18 protein-coding genes are annotated in these 20567 nt (G+C 43.8%); all 18 read left to right on the top strand.

The window, feature by feature from the left end; genetic code table 11:
- Positions 1-146: 146 nt before the first annotated feature.
- The 18 genes from clpP to MFF31_RS00635 all read left to right on the top strand — a co-directional run bounded on the left by clpP (position 147) and on the right by MFF31_RS00635 (position 20489).
- Positions 147-743, top strand: coding sequence for an ATP-dependent Clp endopeptidase proteolytic subunit ClpP (clpP, locus tag MFF31_RS00720; protein WP_197934382.1), 597 nt, complete (start codon positions 147-149; stop codon positions 741-743).
- Positions 744-759: 16 nt separating this feature from the next.
- The gene (gene clpX, locus MFF31_RS00715; protein WP_238186268.1) at positions 760-2016 is read left to right on the top strand and encodes an ATP-dependent protease ATP-binding subunit ClpX; all 1257 of its coding nucleotides are present in this window, start codon (positions 760-762) and stop codon (positions 2014-2016) included.
- 191 nt (positions 2017-2207) lie between these two features.
- On the top strand, positions 2208-3317 hold the full coding sequence (ispG, locus tag MFF31_RS00710; RefSeq protein WP_238186267.1) for a flavodoxin-dependent (E)-4-hydroxy-3-methylbut-2-enyl-diphosphate synthase: 1110 nt from the start codon (positions 2208-2210) through the stop codon (positions 3315-3317).
- A 204-nt stretch (positions 3318-3521) separates the two neighbouring features.
- Positions 3522-5225 (top strand): ATP-dependent protease LonB, encoded by a 1704-nt coding sequence (lonB, locus tag MFF31_RS00705; RefSeq protein WP_238186266.1) that lies wholly within the window; start codon positions 3522-3524, stop codon positions 5223-5225.
- 37 nt (positions 5226-5262) lie between these two features.
- A complete protein-coding gene (gene lon, locus MFF31_RS00700; RefSeq protein WP_238186265.1) occupies positions 5263-7623 on the top strand; it encodes an endopeptidase La in 2361 nt (786 codons plus the stop codon).
- Positions 7620-8207: a ribosome biogenesis GTP-binding protein YihA/YsxC gene (yihA, locus tag MFF31_RS00695; RefSeq protein ID WP_238186264.1), complete on the top strand. Its 588-nt coding sequence runs from the start codon at positions 7620-7622 to the stop codon at positions 8205-8207. The genes lon and yihA overlap by 4 nt, the downstream gene beginning before the upstream one ends.
- Positions 8208-8422: 215 nt before the next feature.
- Positions 8423-9013, top strand: a complete 591-nt coding sequence (locus MFF31_RS00690) for a non-ribosomal peptide synthetase module (RefSeq protein ID WP_238186263.1) — start codon at positions 8423-8425, stop codon at positions 9011-9013.
- A gap of 336 nt (positions 9014-9349) precedes the next feature.
- Positions 9350-9748, top strand: a complete 399-nt coding sequence (speD, locus tag MFF31_RS00685) for an adenosylmethionine decarboxylase (protein WP_238186262.1) — start codon at positions 9350-9352, stop codon at positions 9746-9748.
- Between the two features lie 198 nt (positions 9749-9946).
- A complete protein-coding gene (gene hemA, locus MFF31_RS00680) occupies positions 9947-11323 on the top strand; it encodes a glutamyl-tRNA reductase (RefSeq protein ID WP_238186261.1) in 1377 nt (458 codons plus the stop codon).
- A 66-nt stretch (positions 11324-11389) separates the two neighbouring features.
- Positions 11390-12202: a cytochrome c biogenesis protein CcsA gene (gene ccsA / locus MFF31_RS00675; protein WP_238186260.1), complete on the top strand. Its 813-nt coding sequence runs from the start codon at positions 11390-11392 to the stop codon at positions 12200-12202.
- Between the two features lie 25 nt (positions 12203-12227).
- Positions 12228-12890, top strand: a complete 663-nt coding sequence (locus tag MFF31_RS00670; RefSeq protein ID WP_238186259.1) for a precorrin-2 dehydrogenase/sirohydrochlorin ferrochelatase family protein — start codon at positions 12228-12230, stop codon at positions 12888-12890.
- On the top strand, positions 12887-13849 hold the full coding sequence (gene hemC, locus MFF31_RS00665) for a hydroxymethylbilane synthase (RefSeq protein WP_282570402.1): 963 nt from the start codon (positions 12887-12889) through the stop codon (positions 13847-13849). The genes MFF31_RS00670 and hemC overlap by 4 nt, the downstream gene beginning before the upstream one ends.
- A 3-nt stretch (positions 13850-13852) precedes the next feature.
- Entirely contained in the window at positions 13853-15400 is a 1548-nt protein-coding gene (gene cobA / locus MFF31_RS00660; protein WP_238186258.1) for a uroporphyrinogen-III C-methyltransferase, read from the top strand.
- Between the two features lie 2 nt (positions 15401-15402).
- Positions 15403-16401, top strand: coding sequence for a porphobilinogen synthase (hemB, locus tag MFF31_RS00655; RefSeq protein ID WP_238186257.1), 999 nt, complete (start codon positions 15403-15405; stop codon positions 16399-16401).
- A 2-nt stretch (positions 16402-16403) separates the two neighbouring features.
- Positions 16404-17705: a glutamate-1-semialdehyde 2,1-aminomutase gene (gene hemL / locus MFF31_RS00650; protein ID WP_238186256.1), complete on the top strand. Its 1302-nt coding sequence runs from the start codon at positions 16404-16406 to the stop codon at positions 17703-17705.
- Between the two features lie 24 nt (positions 17706-17729).
- Positions 17730-18701 (top strand): RluA family pseudouridine synthase, encoded by a 972-nt coding sequence (locus MFF31_RS00645; protein WP_238186255.1) that lies wholly within the window; start codon positions 17730-17732, stop codon positions 18699-18701.
- A 98-nt stretch (positions 18702-18799) separates the two neighbouring features.
- Complete coding sequence (locus tag MFF31_RS00640; RefSeq protein ID WP_238186254.1) at positions 18800-20080, top strand: LysM peptidoglycan-binding domain-containing protein; 1281 nt, start codon at positions 18800-18802, stop codon at positions 20078-20080.
- A gap of 184 nt (positions 20081-20264) precedes the next feature.
- Positions 20265-20489 carry a hypothetical protein gene (locus MFF31_RS00635; RefSeq protein ID WP_238186253.1) on the top strand — a complete coding sequence of 75 codons (225 nt, stop codon included), beginning with the start codon at positions 20265-20267 and terminating at the stop codon, positions 20487-20489.
- Positions 20490-20567: the final 78 nt, after the last annotated feature.

Below are 20567 nucleotides of genomic sequence, written 5' to 3'. Positions count from 1 at the left end.
TTTTCTGTATTTGCAATCACGCATAATGCGTACATATCGCAAGACCATTACCGTATACTGTAGTAACTGGAAAAATGACATCAATAAGCGTACGTGTTACAATGGGTAAGCATTACAAATGCCAAAAAAGAAAAGAGGTTGGTCGCATGAATCTGGTACCGATCGTTGTTGAACAGACGAATCGTGGAGAACGTTCCTACGATATCTACTCCCGGTTGCTGAAGGATCGCATTATTTTTCTAGGAAGTGCAATTGATGATGACGTCGCAAACTCCATTATCGCTCAGCTTCTATTTCTGGCGGCCGACGATCCTGAGAAGGACATTCATCTCTACATTAACTCCCCTGGTGGTTCTGTAACTGCTGGTATGGGGATATTCGATACGATGCAATATATTAAACCGGAAGTATCTACGATCTGTATGGGTATGGCGGCTAGCATGGGTTCTCTATTGCTCACAGCAGGTGCAAAGGGCAAACGTTTTGCACTTCCTAATGCTGAAGTTATGATTCATCAGCCTCTCGGTGGCGTACGCGGTCAGGCAACTGACATTAAGATTCATGCCGACTGGATACTTAAGACGAAGCAAAAGCTTAATCAAATCTATGTAGATCGTACAGGTCAACCATACGAAAAAATTGACCGTGATACAGATCGCGACTATTTCATGAGCGCAGAAGAAGCTCTTGCATATGGTTTGATTGATAAAGTGATTACATCGCCTGGTATCGTAACGATTTAATAGAAGGGGTGAGTACATGTTTAAATTCAATGATGAAAAAGGCCAATTGAAATGCTCATTCTGCGGCAAATCGCAGGATCAGGTTCGTAAATTGGTAGCCGGCCCAGGCGTCTATATATGCGATGAATGTATCGAACTATGCACGGAAATCGTTGAAGAGGAGCTCGGTAATGAAGAAGAGCTTGATCTAAAAGATATTCCGAAGCCAATAGAAATTCGCTCCATTCTTGATTCGTATGTAATCGGACAAGATTTTGCGAAAAAGTCCTTGTCAGTAGCGGTTTACAACCACTATAAACGGATTAATTCAGGCAGCAAAATTGAAGATGTTGAGCTTCAAAAGAGTAACATCTTGTTACTAGGTCCGACTGGTTCTGGTAAAACACTTCTTGCTCAAACAATGGCTAAAATTTTGAATGTGCCGTTTGCAATTGCAGATGCTACTTCTCTTACTGAAGCAGGTTATGTTGGTGAAGATGTAGAAAACATTTTGCTTAAACTCATTCAAGCAGCTGATTATGATGTGGAGAAAGCGGAACGCGGTATTATTTATATCGATGAGATTGATAAAGTAGCGCGCAAATCCGAAAATCCGTCCATCACAAGAGATGTTTCTGGAGAAGGCGTTCAGCAAGCACTACTTAAAATCTTGGAAGGTACGGTAGCTTCTGTTCCGCCTCAGGGTGGTCGTAAGCATCCACACCAAGAGTTTATACAAATCGATACAACGAATATTTTGTTCATTTGCGGTGGTGCCTTTGATGGCCTTGAGCAATTGATTAAACGTCGTATCGGTAAAAAGGTTATCGGTTTTAATTCCTCTGGCGAAGCACAGAAGGATTTGAAAGCGGGCGAATACTTAACGATGGTATTGCCTGAAGATCTGCTCAAATTCGGTCTAATTCCTGAATTTGTAGGTCGTCTGCCGGTAATTTCTACGTTGGAGCCGCTTGATGAGCCAGCATTAGTTCGTATTCTTTCCGAGCCGAAGAATGCGCTTGTGAAGCAATATCAGAAGTTGCTGGAGATGGATAACGTAAAATTGGAGTTCGAGCCTGCTGCACTTGATGCCATTGCAAAAGAAGCAATCAAGCGTAACACTGGCGCACGTGGACTTCGTGCCATCATCGAAGGCATTATGCTTGATGTGATGTATGAAGTTCCATCTCGCGACGATGTGAGTACTTGTCTCATCACGGAGAAATCCGTCCAAGACAAAATCATGCCGGAGCTTTCAACGAAAAAAGGTAAGAAAAAGGAAGAAAGCGCCTAAGTGATTTTTATTTTTCTCAAGGTTTCCACCCTATGTCAAGCGGATTTCCGTTTTTCATGGGGTGGACTTTGGCGTTTATATATAAGAAAATCTATTCAATTGGCCTAATATCGTTCTTATAGTTCACTGCGAAACGAATGTTTCCGCTCATTCGGTACAAATCGTTTACGCTTGATAGGAGAGATTGCTAAATGTATTTACGCCATGATACGGTAGCGGTGAAAGTCGGCGATTTGACGATTGGCGGCAGTAATGAAGTGATTATTCAAAGTATGTGTACAACGAAAACGGCAGATGTAGAAGCTACTGTAGCGGAGATTTTGCGCCTAGAGGAAGCTGGTTGCCAAGTTGTACGGGTAACTGTTAATAACAAAGAAGCTGCTGAAGCTATCAAAGAAATTAAAAAACGGATTCATATTCCGCTAGTTGCGGATATTCATTTTGACTATAGACTTGCTCTCTTGGCTATCGAAAATGGTATTGATAAGGTTCGGATTAATCCTGGTAATATCGGACGCCGTGAGAGAGTTGAAGCAGTTGTAAAAGCGTGTAAGGAACGTGGTATTCCGATTCGAATCGGTGTAAATGCGGGTTCACTTGAAAATCATTTGCTCGAAAAATACGGATACCCAACGCCTGAAGCAATGGTAGAAAGTGCTTTGTTCCACATCGGTATTTTAGAAGAGCTTGATTTCCACGACATTATCGTTTCCCTTAAAGCTTCGGATGTACCGATGGCAATTGCTGCATACAGCATGGCTGCGGAGAAAATTAAATATCCGCTCCATTTGGGTATTACAGAGGCAGGAACTCTTCATACAGGAACGATAAAAAGTTCAGCGGGTATCGGAGCTTTGCTTGCACTCGGTATTGGAAATACAGTAAGGATTAGCCTTAGCGCAGATCCTGTAGAAGAAGTCAAAGTAGCTCGTGAGCTGCTTAAGACGTTTGGTCTCATTACAAACGCAGCAACACTTGTTTCTTGTCCAACTTGTGGTCGCTTAGACATTGATTTGTTCACCATTGCTAATGAAGTTGAAGAATATATTTCAAAAATCAAAGTACCAATTAAAGTTTCTGTTCTCGGTTGTGCTGTTAACGGCCCTGGTGAGGCTAGAGAAGCTGATATTGGCATCGCAGGAGCACGCGGCGAAGGAATGTTATTCCGTTATGGAGAGTTGATTCGTAAAGTGCCTGAAGCTGAACTACTGAGCGAGCTTAAGAAAGAAATTGATGAGATTGTAAGAGTTTTTGAGGAAACAGGCGAAATTCCTGGACGCAAAAACCACGCTCATGCGTAACTTTTATGATATAAGCTTGACTCGATAGAAACGTTTAGGATGAAATATATTCAAAACGATAAGTGTTGATGCAGGAGGGTGATTCCTGTACAACACTTTTTTTGTTTGATAGAAGGCGATTATTCCTACTCCCATAAGGTAATACTGTCTTAATACGGATATATATGACGGTAACCCCTGTAAGATTTGAAAGGAGCGGTAGGAATGAGTTTAAGTCTTGTGTTAATGTTGATTCAAGTGTTTTTTGCGGTTGTTATCGGCCTGTATTTTTGGAATTTGCTTCGTAATCAGAAGACAAACCGTTCTGCCGTTGATCGGGAGTCAAAAAAAGAGATGGATAAGCTGAGGAAATTGAGATCCGTTTCCTTAACGAAACCACTTGCTGAGAAGACTAGACCACAAACAATGGGAGACATCATTGGTCAAAGAGACGGGCTCAGAGCTCTGAAAGCGGCTCTTTGCAGTGCGAATCCTCAACATGTTATCATTTACGGTCCACCTGGTGTAGGGAAAACGGCTGCCGCTCGTGTCGTGCTAGAGGAGGCCAAAAAAAATCCGACATCACCTTTTCTTCCAGAAGCGAAGTTTACAGAAATTGATGCAACAACTGCCCGCTTCGATGAGAGAGGCATTGCGGACCCTTTGATTGGATCTGTGCATGATCCTATTTATCAAGGTGCGGGAGCGATGGGGGTAGCGGGTATTCCTCAACCTAAGCCTGGTGCAGTAACGAAGGCGCATGGTGGAATATTGTTTATTGATGAAATAGGCGAATTGCATCCTGTACAGATGAATAAGCTACTAAAGGTGCTGGAGGATCGCAAAGTCTTTTTGGAGAGCGCCTATTACAATTCGGAAGATGCCAATATACCGATGTACATCCATGATATTTTTCAAAATGGACTGCCTGCTGATTTCCGACTAGTAGGAGCAACTACACGTTCACCACAAGATATTCCGCCAGCTATTCGCTCACGTTGTATGGAAGTATATTTCCGCCCTCTTTTGGGGGATGAAATTGCATCAGTAGCCGAAAATGCTGTCAAAAAAATTGGATTCGCTCCATGCCCAGAAGCTATTGATGTCGTCAAAAAGTACGCAACTAACGGGCGAGAGGCAGTAAACGTAATCCAATTAGCAGCGGGTGTGGCACTATCTGAGAAGCGTGACCGAATATCGGCTGCAGATATTGAATGGGTCGTTAACAGCAGTCAAATTCCGCCGCGTCCAGATCGTAAAATTCCTTCTGCACCACAGGTTGGGTTTGTGAATGGGCTTGCGGTATATGGCCCGAATTTGGGAACTCTGCTTGAGATCGAAGTTAGTGCAATACCTGCAACAAAGGGGAAAGGTCTTTTTACGATTACGGGTGTTGTTGATGAGGAAGAACTTGGCGGAGGTTCGCGTACGCTGCGCAGAAAGAGTATGGCAAAAGGATCAGTGGAAAATGTACTGACTGTTCTTCGCCGAATCGGTCTAAATCCACAGCATTATGATCTCCATATAAATTTCCCAGGCGGTACGCCAATCGATGGCCCTTCTGCGGGAATTGCTATGGCTACTGCAATCGCTTCTGCCATCATTGGTGTGCCGATAGACAATAAACTAGCTATGACTGGAGAGGTTGGCATACACGGCAATGTGAAGCCTGTAGGTGGTGTGCTTGCCAAAGTTGAAGCTGCGTTCCAAGCTGGTGCTACTCAGGTCATTATCCCAAGAGAAAATTGGCAAGTTATATTTGCTGATTTAGAAGGATTAAAGGTAATTCCTGCTGATCGAGTGGAAGAGGTATTTGACTATGTATTTCCGCAGTCCATATTGGTTGCGAAATCTATTGAAACGCCAATGGTTTCTGATCCATTTATTGGGTCTAACATTCCCTATTTGCAGGCTGATTCCGCTGAATGATAAAATAAGGTAGATGTTAATGAATGGAGGTGCTGGCATGGGACCTAGTAAATCGAAAGGTCGTCGGCTGCCCTTGCTTCCGCTGAGAGGGCTACTCGTTTATCCCAGCATGGTTCTCCACCTAGATGTGGGAAGGGACAAATCGGTTCGCGCACTAGATCGCGCGATGGTCGAAGATCATATGATATTGCTTTGCTCGCAGTCTGAGGTGAATATTGAAGACCCGACTGAGGAAGATATTTATAAGGTCGGTACAATTGCAAAAGTTCGTCAGATGCTTAAGCTGCCTAATGGTACGATACGAGTTCTTGTAGAAGGTGTTGTGCGTGCTGAGGTAATAAGTTATGTGGAGAACGATCAATATTATGAAGTGCAAGTGAAAGAGCTGCGTGAGGAAGAGAGAGATGATCCAGCGGTCGACGCATTAATGCGGTCGGTGTTGAATCAATTTGAGCATTATATTTCTCTTTCGAAGAAGGTAACACCGGAAACATACGCTGCTGTTTCTGATATTGATGATCCAGGCAGGTTAGCAGATGTTATTACAAGTCACTTGTCGCTGAAAATTAAAGATAAGCAAGATATTTTGGAAACAATTGACGTGGCGGCAAGACTTGAGTTGCTTCTTGATTTGCTCAGCAATGAGCGAGAAGTGCTTGAGCTAGAGCGTCAAATAAATCAGCGTGTGAAGAAGCAGATGGAGAAGACTCAGAAGGAATATTACTTGCGCGAGCAAATGAAAGCAATTCAGAAGGAACTTGGAGAGAAGGAAGGTCGCGCTGGTGAAGCGGAGGATCTTCGAACTCAGCTCGAAAAAGCAGGCGTTCCAGATGAGGTTAAGGAGAAGGTCAACAAAGAAATTGACCGTCTTGAGAAAATGCCTCCATCCTCTGCTGAGGGTGGTGTCATTCGCAATTATATCGATTGGTTACTTGCATTGCCGTGGAAAAGCACAACGGAAGATGATCTTAGCTTAGCAAAGGCTGAGGAGATATTGAACGAAGATCATTATGGTCTTGAGAAGCCGAAGGAGCGTGTACTGGAGTACTTAGCCGTACAACAGCTTGTTAAGAAACTGAAAGGTCCCATTCTTTGTCTTGTTGGACCTCCGGGTGTAGGTAAAACATCGCTAGCCCGTTCGATTGCAAAGTCGTTAGGACGCAAGTTTGTACGGATCTCGCTTGGTGGTGTTAGAGATGAAGCTGAGATTAGAGGACATAGACGTACTTACGTAGGTGCGATGCCTGGCCGAATCGTACAAGGAATGAAAACAGCGGGTAGCTCAAATCCTGTTTTCCTGCTCGATGAGATTGACAAGATGGCAACAGACTTCCGTGGTGATCCTGCATCGGCGCTTCTTGAAGTGCTAGACCCAGAGCAAAACAACACGTTTAGTGATCATTACATTGAAGTGCCATTTGATCTTTCCAACGTTATGTTTGTTACGACAGCGAATGCTCTGCACAACATTCCTCGTCCGCTTCTTGATCGTATGGAAGTTCTCTACATACCGGGTTACACGGAGCTGGAGAAGCTGCAAATTGGTATTAGGTATTTATTGCCTAAACAAAGACGCGAGCATGGATTAAACGAAGAGCAGCTTCAAGTGACAGACGAAGCGTTGCAGCTTCTCATTCGTGAGTACACGCGTGAATCAGGTGTTAGGAATCTCGAACAGCAGATTGCAGCTGTATGTCGCAAAGCAGCGAAACAATTTGTGTCGAATGCTAGTACAGAGCTGATGAATGTAGATGTTGAGCTAGTTAAAGAATGGATTGGACCGCCTAAGTTCCGCTACGGACTCGCAGAAAGCGAAGACCAAATTGGCGCTGTTACAGGGCTTGCATGGACGGAAGTTGGCGGTGATACGCTTGTTATCGAAGTTACCGTTATGCCGGGAAGCGGCAAGTTGACATTAACGGGCAAGCTTGGCGACGTAATGAAGGAATCCGCGCAAGCGGCTTTCAGTTATACACGTTCAAAAGCAGATGAACTAAAGATTGATCCAAGCTTCCATGAGAAAAACGATATTCATATCCATATTCCTGAAGGTGCGATTCCTAAGGATGGCCCTTCGGCGGGTATAACGATTGCAACAGCATTAATTTCTGCGCTCACCAATCGGTATGTATCCAAAGAAGTTGCAATGACTGGCGAAATTACACTTCGCGGCAGAGTTCTTCCGATCGGCGGACTGAAAGAGAAGTCTCTTGCGGCCCATCGCGCAGGTATTAAGAAGATTTTGCTTCCGAAGGATAATGAGCGTGATTTAAGGGATATTCCTGAAAGCATCCGAGGAGATCTGGAATTTGTTCCAGTGAACCATATGGATGAAGTGCTGCAGCATGCTTTGCTGGCAGCTGGAACGGTAGAGAGGGCAGGGACAACAACTTCATGAAAATAATGGACGCACAATTTATTATAAGCGCGGTTAAGCCGCATCAATATCCTGAGGATGCTTTGCCAGAGGTAGCTCTGGCAGGGCGTTCTAACGTTGGTAAGTCATCACTGATTAACAAAATGATTATGCGCAAAAACTTAGCTAGAACAAGTTCTCAGCCTGGTAAGACACAGCAGCTGAACTATTACCGTGTGAACGACATGGTTTATTTTGTCGATTTCCCGGGATACGGTTATGCCAAAGTGTCTAAGACACAGCGTGAACAGTTCGGCGAAATGATTGAGACGTATTTACGTGAACGGGAACCACTTAAGCTGCAGCTTTTGATCATTGATATTAGACACGAGCCGTCTAAGGACGATATTTTGATGTATCAGTGGCTGAAGCATTATGAAATTCCAACTTGTATCGTTGTGACCAAAGCGGACAAGATCCCGAGATCGAAATGGGATAAGCATATAAAAATGATCAAGACATCTCTTGAGACGGATGCTAGAGATACTGTTGTCATGTTTTCGTCAGAGACAGGCCTTGGTCGGGATCAATTATGGGATGTTATTACGACTGCGATTGCTACATAAGGTAGAAAGTGCAGGGAGTTCTTCTATAAAGCAGAGAATACAGTGTAATTGTAAGGGTTCTTCGTGAAATCCACCGATATTTATTGAAATATGCGCAAATATCGCAACTGGAGAGCAGGAATAAATCGTTCCGATCACGTATAATAAAACTAAGCAATGCTGATAAGGCTGTCACTGAACAAACGGTGGGGTCTAGAAGAATTGAGGAGATTTTTATGGCTAAGCGGCTAGCCACGGAATATGTAAATGCCAAACTGCAGCTAAAACATGAAGAGATGGCCCGATTTATTACATTTATGGAGGATCAACAATTGCGATTGCAGGTGTTGGTACTTGATAATGGCAATCAGGAGCTTGTTCTTCAGGATGTAGCAGGGAGGGAAGAAGTCCGACTGACCTTTGAACGTCAACAAGACTATTATGTTTGCGAGCTTTCATGCCGTCTTGTAGAACCAAGGCTGACAAATGCAATGCGCAAGGCGGTATCCGCTTATAGAGGCAACGCCATTGTCAACCGAATATACAGCCATTATACGATGATCTATTACTATAGGAACGGTGCAGTTCATAAGATTGTTGAAAGCATAGCATCTGGCGAACGTGTTGTGTTCGAGCATAAGGACACACTTGGTCAGTTGGAGCGAGTATTTAACAGTCGATTGGTTGAACGGGAAATTGGTTTAATTAATGGCGCTGTGAATGAATTGCTTGATTTGCGTAATCAAACGATCGATAGGGCTGAGATTGCTGAAATCGACGGAAGATTAAAGGAATTAACCCATAAGTTATTTGTACTTGAGGCTTAACAGATGTACTGAATTGAAGAAAAGAAGCTGATTTAACATGCGGCTTCTTTTTTTATTTTTATGGGTTTCAGGACGTGTAAGTCTTTCATACATTGAAACGGAGCCGCTTTATTAATTGGTCTGTCCTCCCGAGGCAAAAAAAACTATTGCATTTATCTCGGATAGATGTTATTTTTATTCTCGTTGAAAACATTATTACAAACAAAAATTAGGAACCAGGATTCACTCAGGACATGGTTATGTTGCGAGAGATTAATCCCTCGGGAAGTGAATGACGTAGGTCCTAGCGGATGAAATTTCTTAAATATTTTATTCCTAGGAAGGGGGAACCGGAAGATGGAATACTCAACTTTCGGAAGACACGTTGCTGTTGATGCTTGGGGTGTAGATTTTGATTTGCTGAACAGCGCGGAATTTTTGCAATCACATATGGTAGAGGCTGCCGAAGCGTGCGGCGCGACTGTAATGTCCGTGCAATCCAAACAATTTGATCCTCAAGGCGCAACGGTACTTGTGCTGCTGTCAGAGAGTCACCTCTCGATCCATACGTACCCTGAGAGAGGTTTTGCTGCGCTTGACTGTTATACCTGCGGTGAAACTGTTGATCCTCAGCTTGCGATCGATTACATGCTTGCTGTACTGAAGCCGACGACGACTCATGCGAAGAAGCTAGTTCGCGGTATGGGCGAGTTGCAAGTAGAAGAACCAAAAATGAAACAAATTGAGCTCGTGTAAGAGAGCTCCTTATTGTAAGATATGGAAATAACCATGGAGCCAATCCATGGTTATTTCTTTGTGAAATAAGGCAATAATATAGATGTAAATTTCAAACATTATTCATAAATGAACCCTTTATGAATGTCGAACTATGCTATACTATTTCATAACATCTAGGCTATCGTACTAGCTAAAGAAGGAGGCAGGTGAACGCACATGCACATTATTGCCGTTGGACTCAACTATCGGACAGCTCCCGTGGAAGTGAGAGAAAAATTCACATTCGCAGAAAAAGATTTGCCGAATGCGTTGAAAGGACTCATGGAAACGAAGAGTATTATGGAATGTGTCATTGTAGCGACTTGCAACCGGACTGAGTTTTATGCTGTCGTCGATAGACATCAATTGTGCGGGCATTATATCCGCAGCTTTATGGAAAAGTGGTTCAATTTGCCGAGAGGCGAATTTACGAACCATTTATATATGTACGAAGATGAGAAAGCGATCGAACATTTATTCCGAGTTACGAGTGGTCTTGATTCCATGGTTATTGGAGAGACGCAAATACTTGGTCAAGTAAAAAGTGCATTTCTATTGTCACAGGGACTTAAAACGACGGGTACCGTATTTAACATGTTGTTTAAGCAAGCTGTAACAATGGCCAAACGCGCACATTCCGAAACAATGATCGGGGAAACTGCTGTGTCTGTCAGTTATGCTGCAGTTGAGCTGGGCAAGCAAATATTCGGCCAGTTTAACAAAAAAACAGTCATGATTCTCGGAGCAGGAGAGACGGGTGAATTGACGGCAAAACATTTGTATGCAAATGGTGCTGATCGTGTCATCGTTGTAAATCGTACCTTCGAGAGAGCAGCTAAACTAGCAGATAAGTTTAATGGAATTCCATGTTCTATGGAAGAGGCGATTCAGAAACTTCCTGATGTCGATATTGTGATCAGTTCTACAGGCTCTGATGGATATATTCTTAATCGTGGACAGGTACTAGCAGCCATGCAGAGAAGAAAGTCAAAGCCACTTTTTATGATCGATATTGCAGTGCCAAGAGACTTAGATCCTTCAATAGCAGCAGTAGAGAATGTGTTTTTGTATGATATTGATGATTTGGAAGGTATTGTGGAGAGCAACTTGGAGCAGCGTCGTCAGGAGGCCGCCAAAATCGAAGTTATGATCGTGGAAGAAAAGAAACTGTTCGAACAATGGTATAAGACGCTCGGAGTAGTTCCACTCATTCGTGCTTTGCAGACTAAGTCGGCAGAGGTTCATGAAGAAACGATGCAAAGTCTCGCCAACAAGCTTCCTGAGCTTGGTGAACATGAATTAAAAGTGATTCGAAAGCTTACAAAAAGCATCGTAAATCAAATGATGCAAGATCCTATATTGCGGATTAAAGAAATGGCAGGCGAGAAACGAGCAGATGACGCAATGGACATGTTCGTGAAGCTGTTCGCTCTGGAAGAGCAGCTTGCTCATTCGAATAAAGCTGAGCAAAAAGCAGCTCAAACATCAATAGCTGCTGTCCAGACTAACAACGTTCATACTCATGCGAGTGTTCCGGCATTTGCTCGTACTTAATAGGCCCGTCACCGGCATTGAATTGATTGCCTATCATCCCTTGAAGGGCTGTAAAGTGGAGGAACTATGGGAACAGCTAACTGGATGTATGACGCAATAATTTATATTTACGCCCTGAGCCTACTGTTTTATTTCTCCGACTTTATGAATGCAAGCCGGAGAGCGAAGCGGATAGGTACAGGGCTCCTTATTTTTGTTTGGATGTTGCAAACTGGTTATCTTGTAATGAAAGTAGTATCTAGTGTGGATACGCCTATTCTTACTACATTTGAATATTGGCTGGCATTTTCATGGTTGCTAGTAACGATATCATTAGTCATAAGTCGGTTCTTCTTTATTGATTACATCGTATTTTTTGTTAATGTGGTCAGCTTTGCTGTACTGGCTCTTAATTTATACAGCGGGACAGTTGAAGGGGAAACCTATGACATTTGGCAAACAACCAGAGATTTGCTATACATACATATCAGTCTTATCCTATGCGCATATGCTGCATTAACGATTGGAGCACTGTTAGCTGGGATGTATTTATTTCTACACCACAGATTAAAAGTAAAACGTTGGTCTAAATTTGTTCGTCGTTATCCGAGTCTTGATACGATAGAAAGATATGCCGATCGAGCTGTCATTATTGGTGTACCGCTTCTTGCAATGTCACTGGCTGTAGCAGTAATTTCTTTGCTAGTCGAAGGGAGACCAATGCTGCTGCTGGACTGGAAGGTATTAACTTCATTTGCGGCACTGGTTATGTACATCACTTATGTGTATCAACGTGCGGTGAATAAGAGACCGGGCAAGCAGCTGGCGAAGCTCTATATATTATCGTTTACTATGTTGTTGCTAAATCTTATTACTAGCTCCTTCTCCTCATTTCATTAGTCCACAGTAAAGGAATGAAGCAGCAATGGAAGATAACACTCCAAACGGTTATTATCCAATTGTTATACAGTTGAAGGGTCGCCATTGCTTAGTAGTAGGTGGGGGAAGAGTTGCCGAACGAAAGCTTAGAGGTCTAGTAGAGGCAGGGGCTGATCGTGTAAGTGTTATTAGTCCTGAAGGAACTAGTTACATTAAGGAAATGGCAGATAGAGGGCGTATACATTGGCAGAGGAAAAGATTCCAACGGGCTGATCTAACAGGCGTAAGTCTAGTTATAGCTGCAACGGATCAAAATGAAATTAATGAGGAAATTACAGGAGAAGCCGAGAAGCTGGGCATATTGTCAAGTAATGCTGGTTCCGGAGTTAAAGGTAGCTTTATAACTCCTTCTGTAATGCGTAGAGATGAGCTGTTAATCGCTGTGACGACTTCAGGTGCAAGCCCTTCCCTCTCAATTTTAATAAAGAAGGAACTTGAGGATCGTTATGGTGATCGTTATTTGGGAGTTATGAGAAGGCTGAGGCAATTGAGGAAACTAGTCATTGCTTTAGTTGAGGATGAAACACTCAAGGAAGCGATTTTACTACAAGCAGCAAAAGAAGCCATGGATACAGCTTTCGATAGCATGAATGCACAGGACTGGATGAATAGCTTACTTGAACGGATGAATGGGAGGCAGCATAAGTGATAAATCAATCTACAGAACAACGTGTCATTGTTGTAGGTACTAGACAAAGCATGCTTGCACTTACGCAAACAGGTCAGGTTATTGATGAGCTGAAACGGATTAGCGAAAAGCACGGCTTTAATTATACTTTTGAGATTCGAAAAATCATTACAAAAGGCGATCGTATTCTTGATGTGACGTTATCAAAGGTTGGCGGCAAGGGACTTTTTGTAAAAGAGATCGAGCAAGCACTGCTTGACGGGGAAATCGATCTTGCAGTACATAGTATGAAGGATATGCCTTATGAACTGCCAAATGGTCTAATTAATGGTGCTACGCCAAAACGTGTAAATCCATTTGATTGTCTCGTTATGAAGGAAGGCAGTAGTCTTGATGACTTGCCTCTGGGCGCTCGTGTCGGAACGAGCAGTCTTCGTCGATCTTGTCAGCTTAAGAACATTAGACCTGATCTGAAGCTGGAGTCGATAAGAGGCAACATTGATTCACGCATTCGGAAGCTTGAAACAGAAGGTTTTGATGCAGTAGTTCTTGCTGCTGCTGGTTTGACAAGAATGGGCTGGGAAGATAGAATCTCTGCTTTAGTATCGGAAGATGTATGTATTCCAGCAGTTGGACAAGGTGCATTAGGGATAGAGTGTCGTGAAAATGATGATGAGATAAGAGAGTTGCTTGACCTTTTCAATGATAAAGAAACAGAGTGGACTGTCCGTGCTGAGCGTAGCTTTCTTGGAACGCTGCATGGTGGATGCCAAGTGCCAATCGGTGCTTATGCTGTCATCGTTTCAGATGATGGCGACAAGCCGCTGCTGGAGCTTACAGGGATGGTTGGATCACCAGATGGTGTTACACTACTGAAAGAAATGAAGCGTGGCAGAGATCCAGAAGAGCTAGGCAGAGAAGTAGCGAACGCACTTATTGCAGGTGGTGCAGACCGCATTTTAGCGGAAATCGGGGGATAACAAATGAACACGGGGAAGGTTTATTTGGTTGGTGCGGGTCCCGGAGATCCTAAGCTTATTACTGTGCGCGGCTTGCAATGTTTGAAGGAATGCGATGTCGTTGTTTATGATCGATTAGCCAGTCCGAGATTGCTGCAGCATGTTAAGCCGGGGACAGAACTCATATATGTAGGTAAATTGCCTGACAGACATACGATGAAGCAGGAGGAAATTAATCAGCTTCTTGTAGATTTGGCACTTGCGGGCAAAACAGTTACTCGCTTAAAGGGCGGAGATCCTACCATTTTTGGACGTGTAGGGGAAGAAGCAGAGCTACTGTATGACAATGGCATTACATTCGATATCGTACCAGGTATTACGTCGGCTATAGCAGTTCCAGCCTATGCAGGAATTCCAGTTACCCACCGAGACCATGCTTCCTCTCTCTCGATTGTTACAGGTCATGAGAGCCCAGATAAACTGGACAAATCCATTCATTGGGATAAAGTTACAAATGCTACTGGAACGTTAATATTTTTAATGGGAGTAGCCAAAATCGGCTATATTGCAGACCAGTTAATTCGCCATGGCAAACCAAAGCACACCCCTGTTGCCTTAATCCGTTGGGGGACAAGAATAGAGCAGAAGACGATAGTTGGGACGCTTGAGACGATCGAAGCAATCGTTAAAGCGGCTAATTTCCAGCCGCCGGCTGTTATCGTTGTTGGTGATGTTGTGTTGCAAAGAGATAAGCTTCGCTGGTATGAATCGAAACCGTTATTTGGCATGCGAGTTCTTGTTACTCGTGCAAGAGCACAAGCAAGCGAGCTTGCTGATCGAATTGAAGATTTGGGTGGAGAACCTTGCGAGTTTCCTGTCATTGAAACCCGCGAACCTTCGGAGCCAGAAGAACTTGAAGCACTTCGTACACATTTGGAAGCAGCGGAAAGTTATCAATGGTTAATGTTTACAAGTGTAAATGGTGTTATTTATTTCTTTAATTTCTTAAGACGATTTAATATTGATGTGAGACGATTCCATGGGGCAAAAATTGTGGCAGTTGGACCTAAGACGGCTGAGGCGCTAATGGATAGAGGTTTAACCGTCGAGGAATTACCAGTGAAGTTTCATGCGGAATCGTTGCTTGAAAGTTTAGAAGGCAAGTTGCTTGCAGGTGAAAAAGCATTGTTGCCACGCGGTGATCTTGCTCGCGATGTTCTCCCAAGTGAACTTCGCAGATGGGGAGTAGAGCCGGTCGAAATTGATGTTTATGAAACGGTAATAGCGACGTTTCAAGATGAACTGGCGCTAGAGTGGATTCGTGAGGGCAGTATCGGCATGATTACTTTTACGAGTTCGTCGACTGTAACGAATTTGCTTGAATTGCTGAGACGCAGAGGGTTTGAAGATCCTGTGAAGTTGCTGGCAGGAATCCCTATCGCTAGCATAGGACCGATCACGTCCAAAACGATTATAGATGCGGGTCTTCAATTAACGGTGGAGGCAGAAGCTTCTACAATAGATAGTTTGCTTGAGGCTATAATAAATTATAACGAAAAAAGGAGAATGTAAGGATGAGTTTCCCAATTGTTAGACATCGCAGACTCCGTAGGACAGCAGCATTAAGAAGTATGGTTCGTGAAACGGTGCTAAGTGCCGATGACTTTATATACCCGATTTTTGTAACTCATGGTAATGGTGTGAAGGCGGAAATTCCTTCTATGCCTGGCGTGTTCCATCTTTCGATGGATTTACTTGAAGAAGAAATTAATGATGTTGTTGCAACAGGTATTAAGTCTGTATTGTTGTTTGGAGTACCAGACTATAAAGATGCAGTTGGATCTTCCGCATATGATACAAATGGTATTGTGCAGCAAGCGATTAGAGCGGTAAAGGGCTGGGCACCTGAACTTCTAGTCGTTGCTGATACTTGTCTATGCCAGTTTACTGATCATGGTCATTGCGGTATCGTTCATCTCGATGATGCGACAGGGACTGCGGTTGTTGATAACGACAGATCACTTGAGTTGCTAGTACGTACAGCTGTATCCCAAGCGAAGGCAGGCGCTGATGTAATTGCTCCTTCCAACATGATGGATGGGTTCGTAGATGCGATAAGAGCCGGTTTAGACGAAGCAGGTTTTAGTGACATTGCGATTATGTCATATTCCGTGAAGTATGCTTCAGCATTTTACGGACCGTTTAGAGACGCAGCTCATTCTGCTCCACAGTTCGGGGATCGTAAAACGTACCAAATGGACCCAGCTAATACAAGAGAAGCGCTTCGTGAGGCCCAATCGGATGTTGCTGAGGGCGCAGATATGCTGATGGTTAAACCAGCACTCGCTTATTTGGATATTATTAAATTGCTTAAGGAACAATTCGACCTTCCAGTAGTAGCTTATAACGTAAGTGCTGAATATTCGATGGTCAAAGCAGCGGCAGCAAATGGTTGGATTGATGAGCGTTCCATTGTACTTGAGAAGTTGACTAGTATGAAGCGCGCAGGTGCGGATATTATAATTACATATCACGCCAAAGATGCTGCAAGATGGCTGAGAGGAGAAGTGTAGTCATGGGAGAAGAGACTCGGGTAAGGAAAGATGAACGTTCTGCTGCAGCTTTTGCTAGAGCTAAGAAAGTTATCCCTGGCGGAGTAAACAGTCCAGTACGTGCATTCAAATCGGTAGGTCTTACACCTGTATATATGGAACGCGGCAAAGGAAGCCGTGTTTATGATATTGATGGTAATGAATATATTGATTATGTTGCTTCTTGGGGTCCGCTCATTATGGGACATGCTCATCCGGAAGTAGTCGAAGCAATTCGCAAAACTGCGGAAAAAGGAACAAGCTTTGGAGCTCCTACTGAACTTGAAACATTGATGGCGGAGCTTGTATGTGAACGAGTCCCATCTGTAGATGTAGTGCGTATGGTGAACTCAGGTACAGAAGCAACGATGAGCGCTATCCGCCTTGCGCGCGGCTATACGAAGCGCAGTAAAATAATGAAATTCGAGGGCTCATACCATGGTCATGCTGATAGCTTGCTAATAAAAGCTGGTTCAGGTGTTGCGACACTAGGACTGCCAGACAGTCCGGGCGTGCCTGAGCATGTAGCATCACATACGATTACGGTTCCTTATAACGATATCGAATCCGTAAAGCTTGCATTCGAACGTTTTGGTGAAGAAATTGCTTGTGTCATTGTCGAACCAATTGCAGGAAATATGGGTGTTGTACCTCCGTTGCCTGGTTTCCTTCAAGGGTTGCGAGATATAACGACTCATTATGGAAGTGTCTTAATTTTTGATGAAGTTATGACTGGTTTCCGCGTAGGCTATCAGTGTGCACAGGGTCTTTTTGACATAAAGCCGGATCTGACATGCTTCGGTAAAGTAATTGGCGGAGGTTTGCCAGTTGGGGCATACGGTGGTAGACGTGAATTGATGGAAATGATGGCACCAAGTGGTCCAATCTATCAAGCTGGGACGCTCTCAGGTAACCCACTTGCGATGGCAGCAGGTTATACGACGTTGAAACTGTTAACTCCTGAAACATACCAGCAGCTTGAGAGGCAAGCGGTGAAATTGCAACTTGGCTTTGAGGCGAATGCGAGCAAGCATGGTGTAGAAACAACAATCAATCGAGTTGGCTCCATGGTATGTCCATTCTTCACGGACAAAGTAGTTATTAACTACGATACAGCTAAGACAGCTGATTTAGAGAAGTTCAAAGCTTATTTCTCTTCTATGCTTGATCTTGGCGTAAGTGTAGCACCATCTCAGTTCGAAGGCATGTTTGTATCGGCGGTTCATAGTGACGCTGATATTACTGCAACGATCGCAGCGAATGACGAAGCTCTGAGTCGTTTGTAAAGAAAGCTAGGAGGCTTAGTTTTAATGCTCATGCTTAATCAATATGTAATACGAAAGGGAGAGTGGCTTGTACTGGACATGGATGGAATCATCCTTGATCCTGCATACAGCGCTCCCTCTCATGAGCTTGCACAGCCACGGGCCGGCAGCCATCCGCATCTTGTGCGGCAGTGGCTTCTGGCCCATTCCTTTTTCCCGTTAAAGTGGGTAAATCGGATATTTTCAGTTGGAGGAATCAAGTGGCAGGATGATCAAGTTCTACTTCATGCCTTCCCTGCTCTGAATATGTCTAAGGATAAACTGTATTGCAATGCACTAAAGAACATGGATGCTGCTATTCCACCACTTCTATATGAGGATGACTATTGCCTCGTTATAAATAAACCAGCGGGGATGCCTGTACATGCTTCCTACGAGGGGCAGACGGGTATGCTGGATGAAGCAGTTGCAAGACACATGATACTGAAGAAAGACCCATTGCCTGTTCGACACATTCATCGACTCGATGACGATACCTCGGGACCAGTGCTCTATTCCAAAAATGACTTGGCTCAGCTCAGACTCGATGAAGCGATGCGTGAAAAGTTGATTGGCAGAATCTACATTGCCGTTGTACAGGGTCGGATGAAGCGTAACGCTGGCACAATTAATCAGCCGATTGGTAAAGACAGGCATCATTCTGCCAAGAGGCGAGTTACGCCGCACGGAGATTCTGCGATTACTCATTATGAGGTTATTGAGCAGAGAGAGAATTTGACTGTAGTAAGAGTCCAACTTGAGACCGGAAGAACACATCAAATACGAATCCATATGAGTCATATTGGACATCCATTAGTGGGCGATACTTTATATGGCGGCTCTTCCAAAGAGCTTGGACATCAGGCGCTGCATGGTGAAGAACTGCAATTTGACCATCCGCTTACAGGTAATCGAATTAATGTACCTGCTCCTTGGCCGACTTGGTTGCAAAAGTTAGCAGGCATAGTTCATCCTTGACGAAAAAGACAGTCATGCTCCTGCCTTATCTACCATATAGATAAGTAGTGAATGTATAGCTAGCCCAAGCATTCAGTACGAGAAGGGAGGAATATGGCATGTCTAATCAGTCGAACGGTTTACGCTTTGATGTATACGAGCGAGTCCATTTACCAGACGATGTTGCAGCAATTGATGAGCTGGAAGAAATTGAATTAGTACCTCGTATCCAAGTGATTGATCAAGGGGACCAAGCTATATTAAGGGGACAGTTGCTCCTAAGCGGTATTTATCGCGGTCAAGGTGGAATTGGAGGTCCTTTGACACTCGAACATTGGATTCCAGTCGAAATTTCTTTACCGATGAACCGCGTATCTAGACTGGATGACATCTCCATTGAGATCGACAATTTTGACGTAGATTTATTGTCTGCCCGAACATTGAATATTACGGGGGTATTGTCCCTTAGAGGAATCACTGTAGAATCAGCGGAGGAGCATAATAATGGGCAATGGGCGGATGAGTCCTTTACCGCGGTTCATCAGCGTGAAAACTTCGGACAACAGGGGTTCATCTCTGCATCAGAACAATATGAAGTTGCTCAACTAGCGGAATCTCACCAACATCATTATGAAGCAGGTACAGAAGGTAGACATGCTGATGAGCAGGTACAAGAGCAGCATTACATAACGGGGCATGAAGAGTTAGCGCAAATTAGTGAAGAGGAACGAGAATTGTTTTTGGCATCCGAGCAAGCGAGTCAAGAGAGCTGGTTGCACTGGAATGCTAATCAGCAGCCTCTACATCAACCTCTACATCAGCCTGATAGTAGTCTATCAGATTATGAATCGCAGCAGTTATTGGAGCGTACATCAGAGGAAGTTCTTTTGCCGAACTCAGAGCTGGAAAGTGAGTGGGAACTATCCCGAAATGATGCGAATTTGCAAGTAGTAGAAGAAGTCCTGCAAGGGGAAGTAGTTCAGCAAGGAGAACAAGAACAAGGGACTAAAAAACAGCAGGAAGTACAGATTGCATTTGCAGGTAAGCCTACCGGGGCAAGTGACGAAGGTCAATCCAATCTCGGGTTCCGTACACTCCTTCAATCAAGCAAGCGAGAGCAAGCAGCACGTGAAGCCGTTGAGCAGAGTAAATCGGTCCAACAAGCGGAAGAGGCTGCTCGTGCTAATGCTGTTGAAGAAGAGATTGAATGGAAGAGGTTATTTCTCAGTAAGCAATCTGAGGATAATGCATTCCGCAAAATAAAGATGTGCATCGTTCAGCGGGAAGAGACATTAGAGCAGATCGCATTGCGTTATAGCCTTAATCCAAGGGAACTGCTCATACGTAACGGACTGCATGAATCAGCAGTTGCGGAAGGACAGTTGTTGTATATCCCTTAAGTGTTTTATTTAATAGCAGTAAAGTAGGGGGCTGTCCCAAAAGTCATCGATTGATGGCTTTTGGGACGTCCCTTTTCTTTGTGGCAAATACGAAGAAACGTTAAGTTTTTGAAGTCATACGCATGAGTCCCGCTCCATGATATAATTGTTATTAGACTTAGAATGTGCTAAGGAGTGTCAACAAATGAATAGTGTCTGGGAATTAATTATACCCGTATTAATTATTGCGTCATCTTGTGCTTACATGGCTGTAAAAAGAGGAAAAAGTCCGCTCCTGTGGTTCGGTCTTGGTCTTTGCTTAAATGTGATTGCACTCGCTATTATTGGCGGTACACCATATTCAGATGGTTCACGTAAAGATCACTGGGGCGGCCAAAAAGGAAGTAGTGTTCCACTAGACAAGTCATAAATAACATTACGGAATAAGCGGGGGAAACCATCCTTTTTAACAGCGATTAAAAGTTACAACCACTAGGAAACTATGGGC

The sequence above is a fragment of the Paenibacillus sp. L3-i20 genome (genome assembly GCF_022180385.2).
In the GTDB taxonomy this organism is placed as follows: Bacteria; Bacillota; Bacilli; order Paenibacillales; family Paenibacillaceae; genus Pristimantibacillus.
This window is presented reverse-complemented; position numbering and strand designations above follow the sequence as displayed.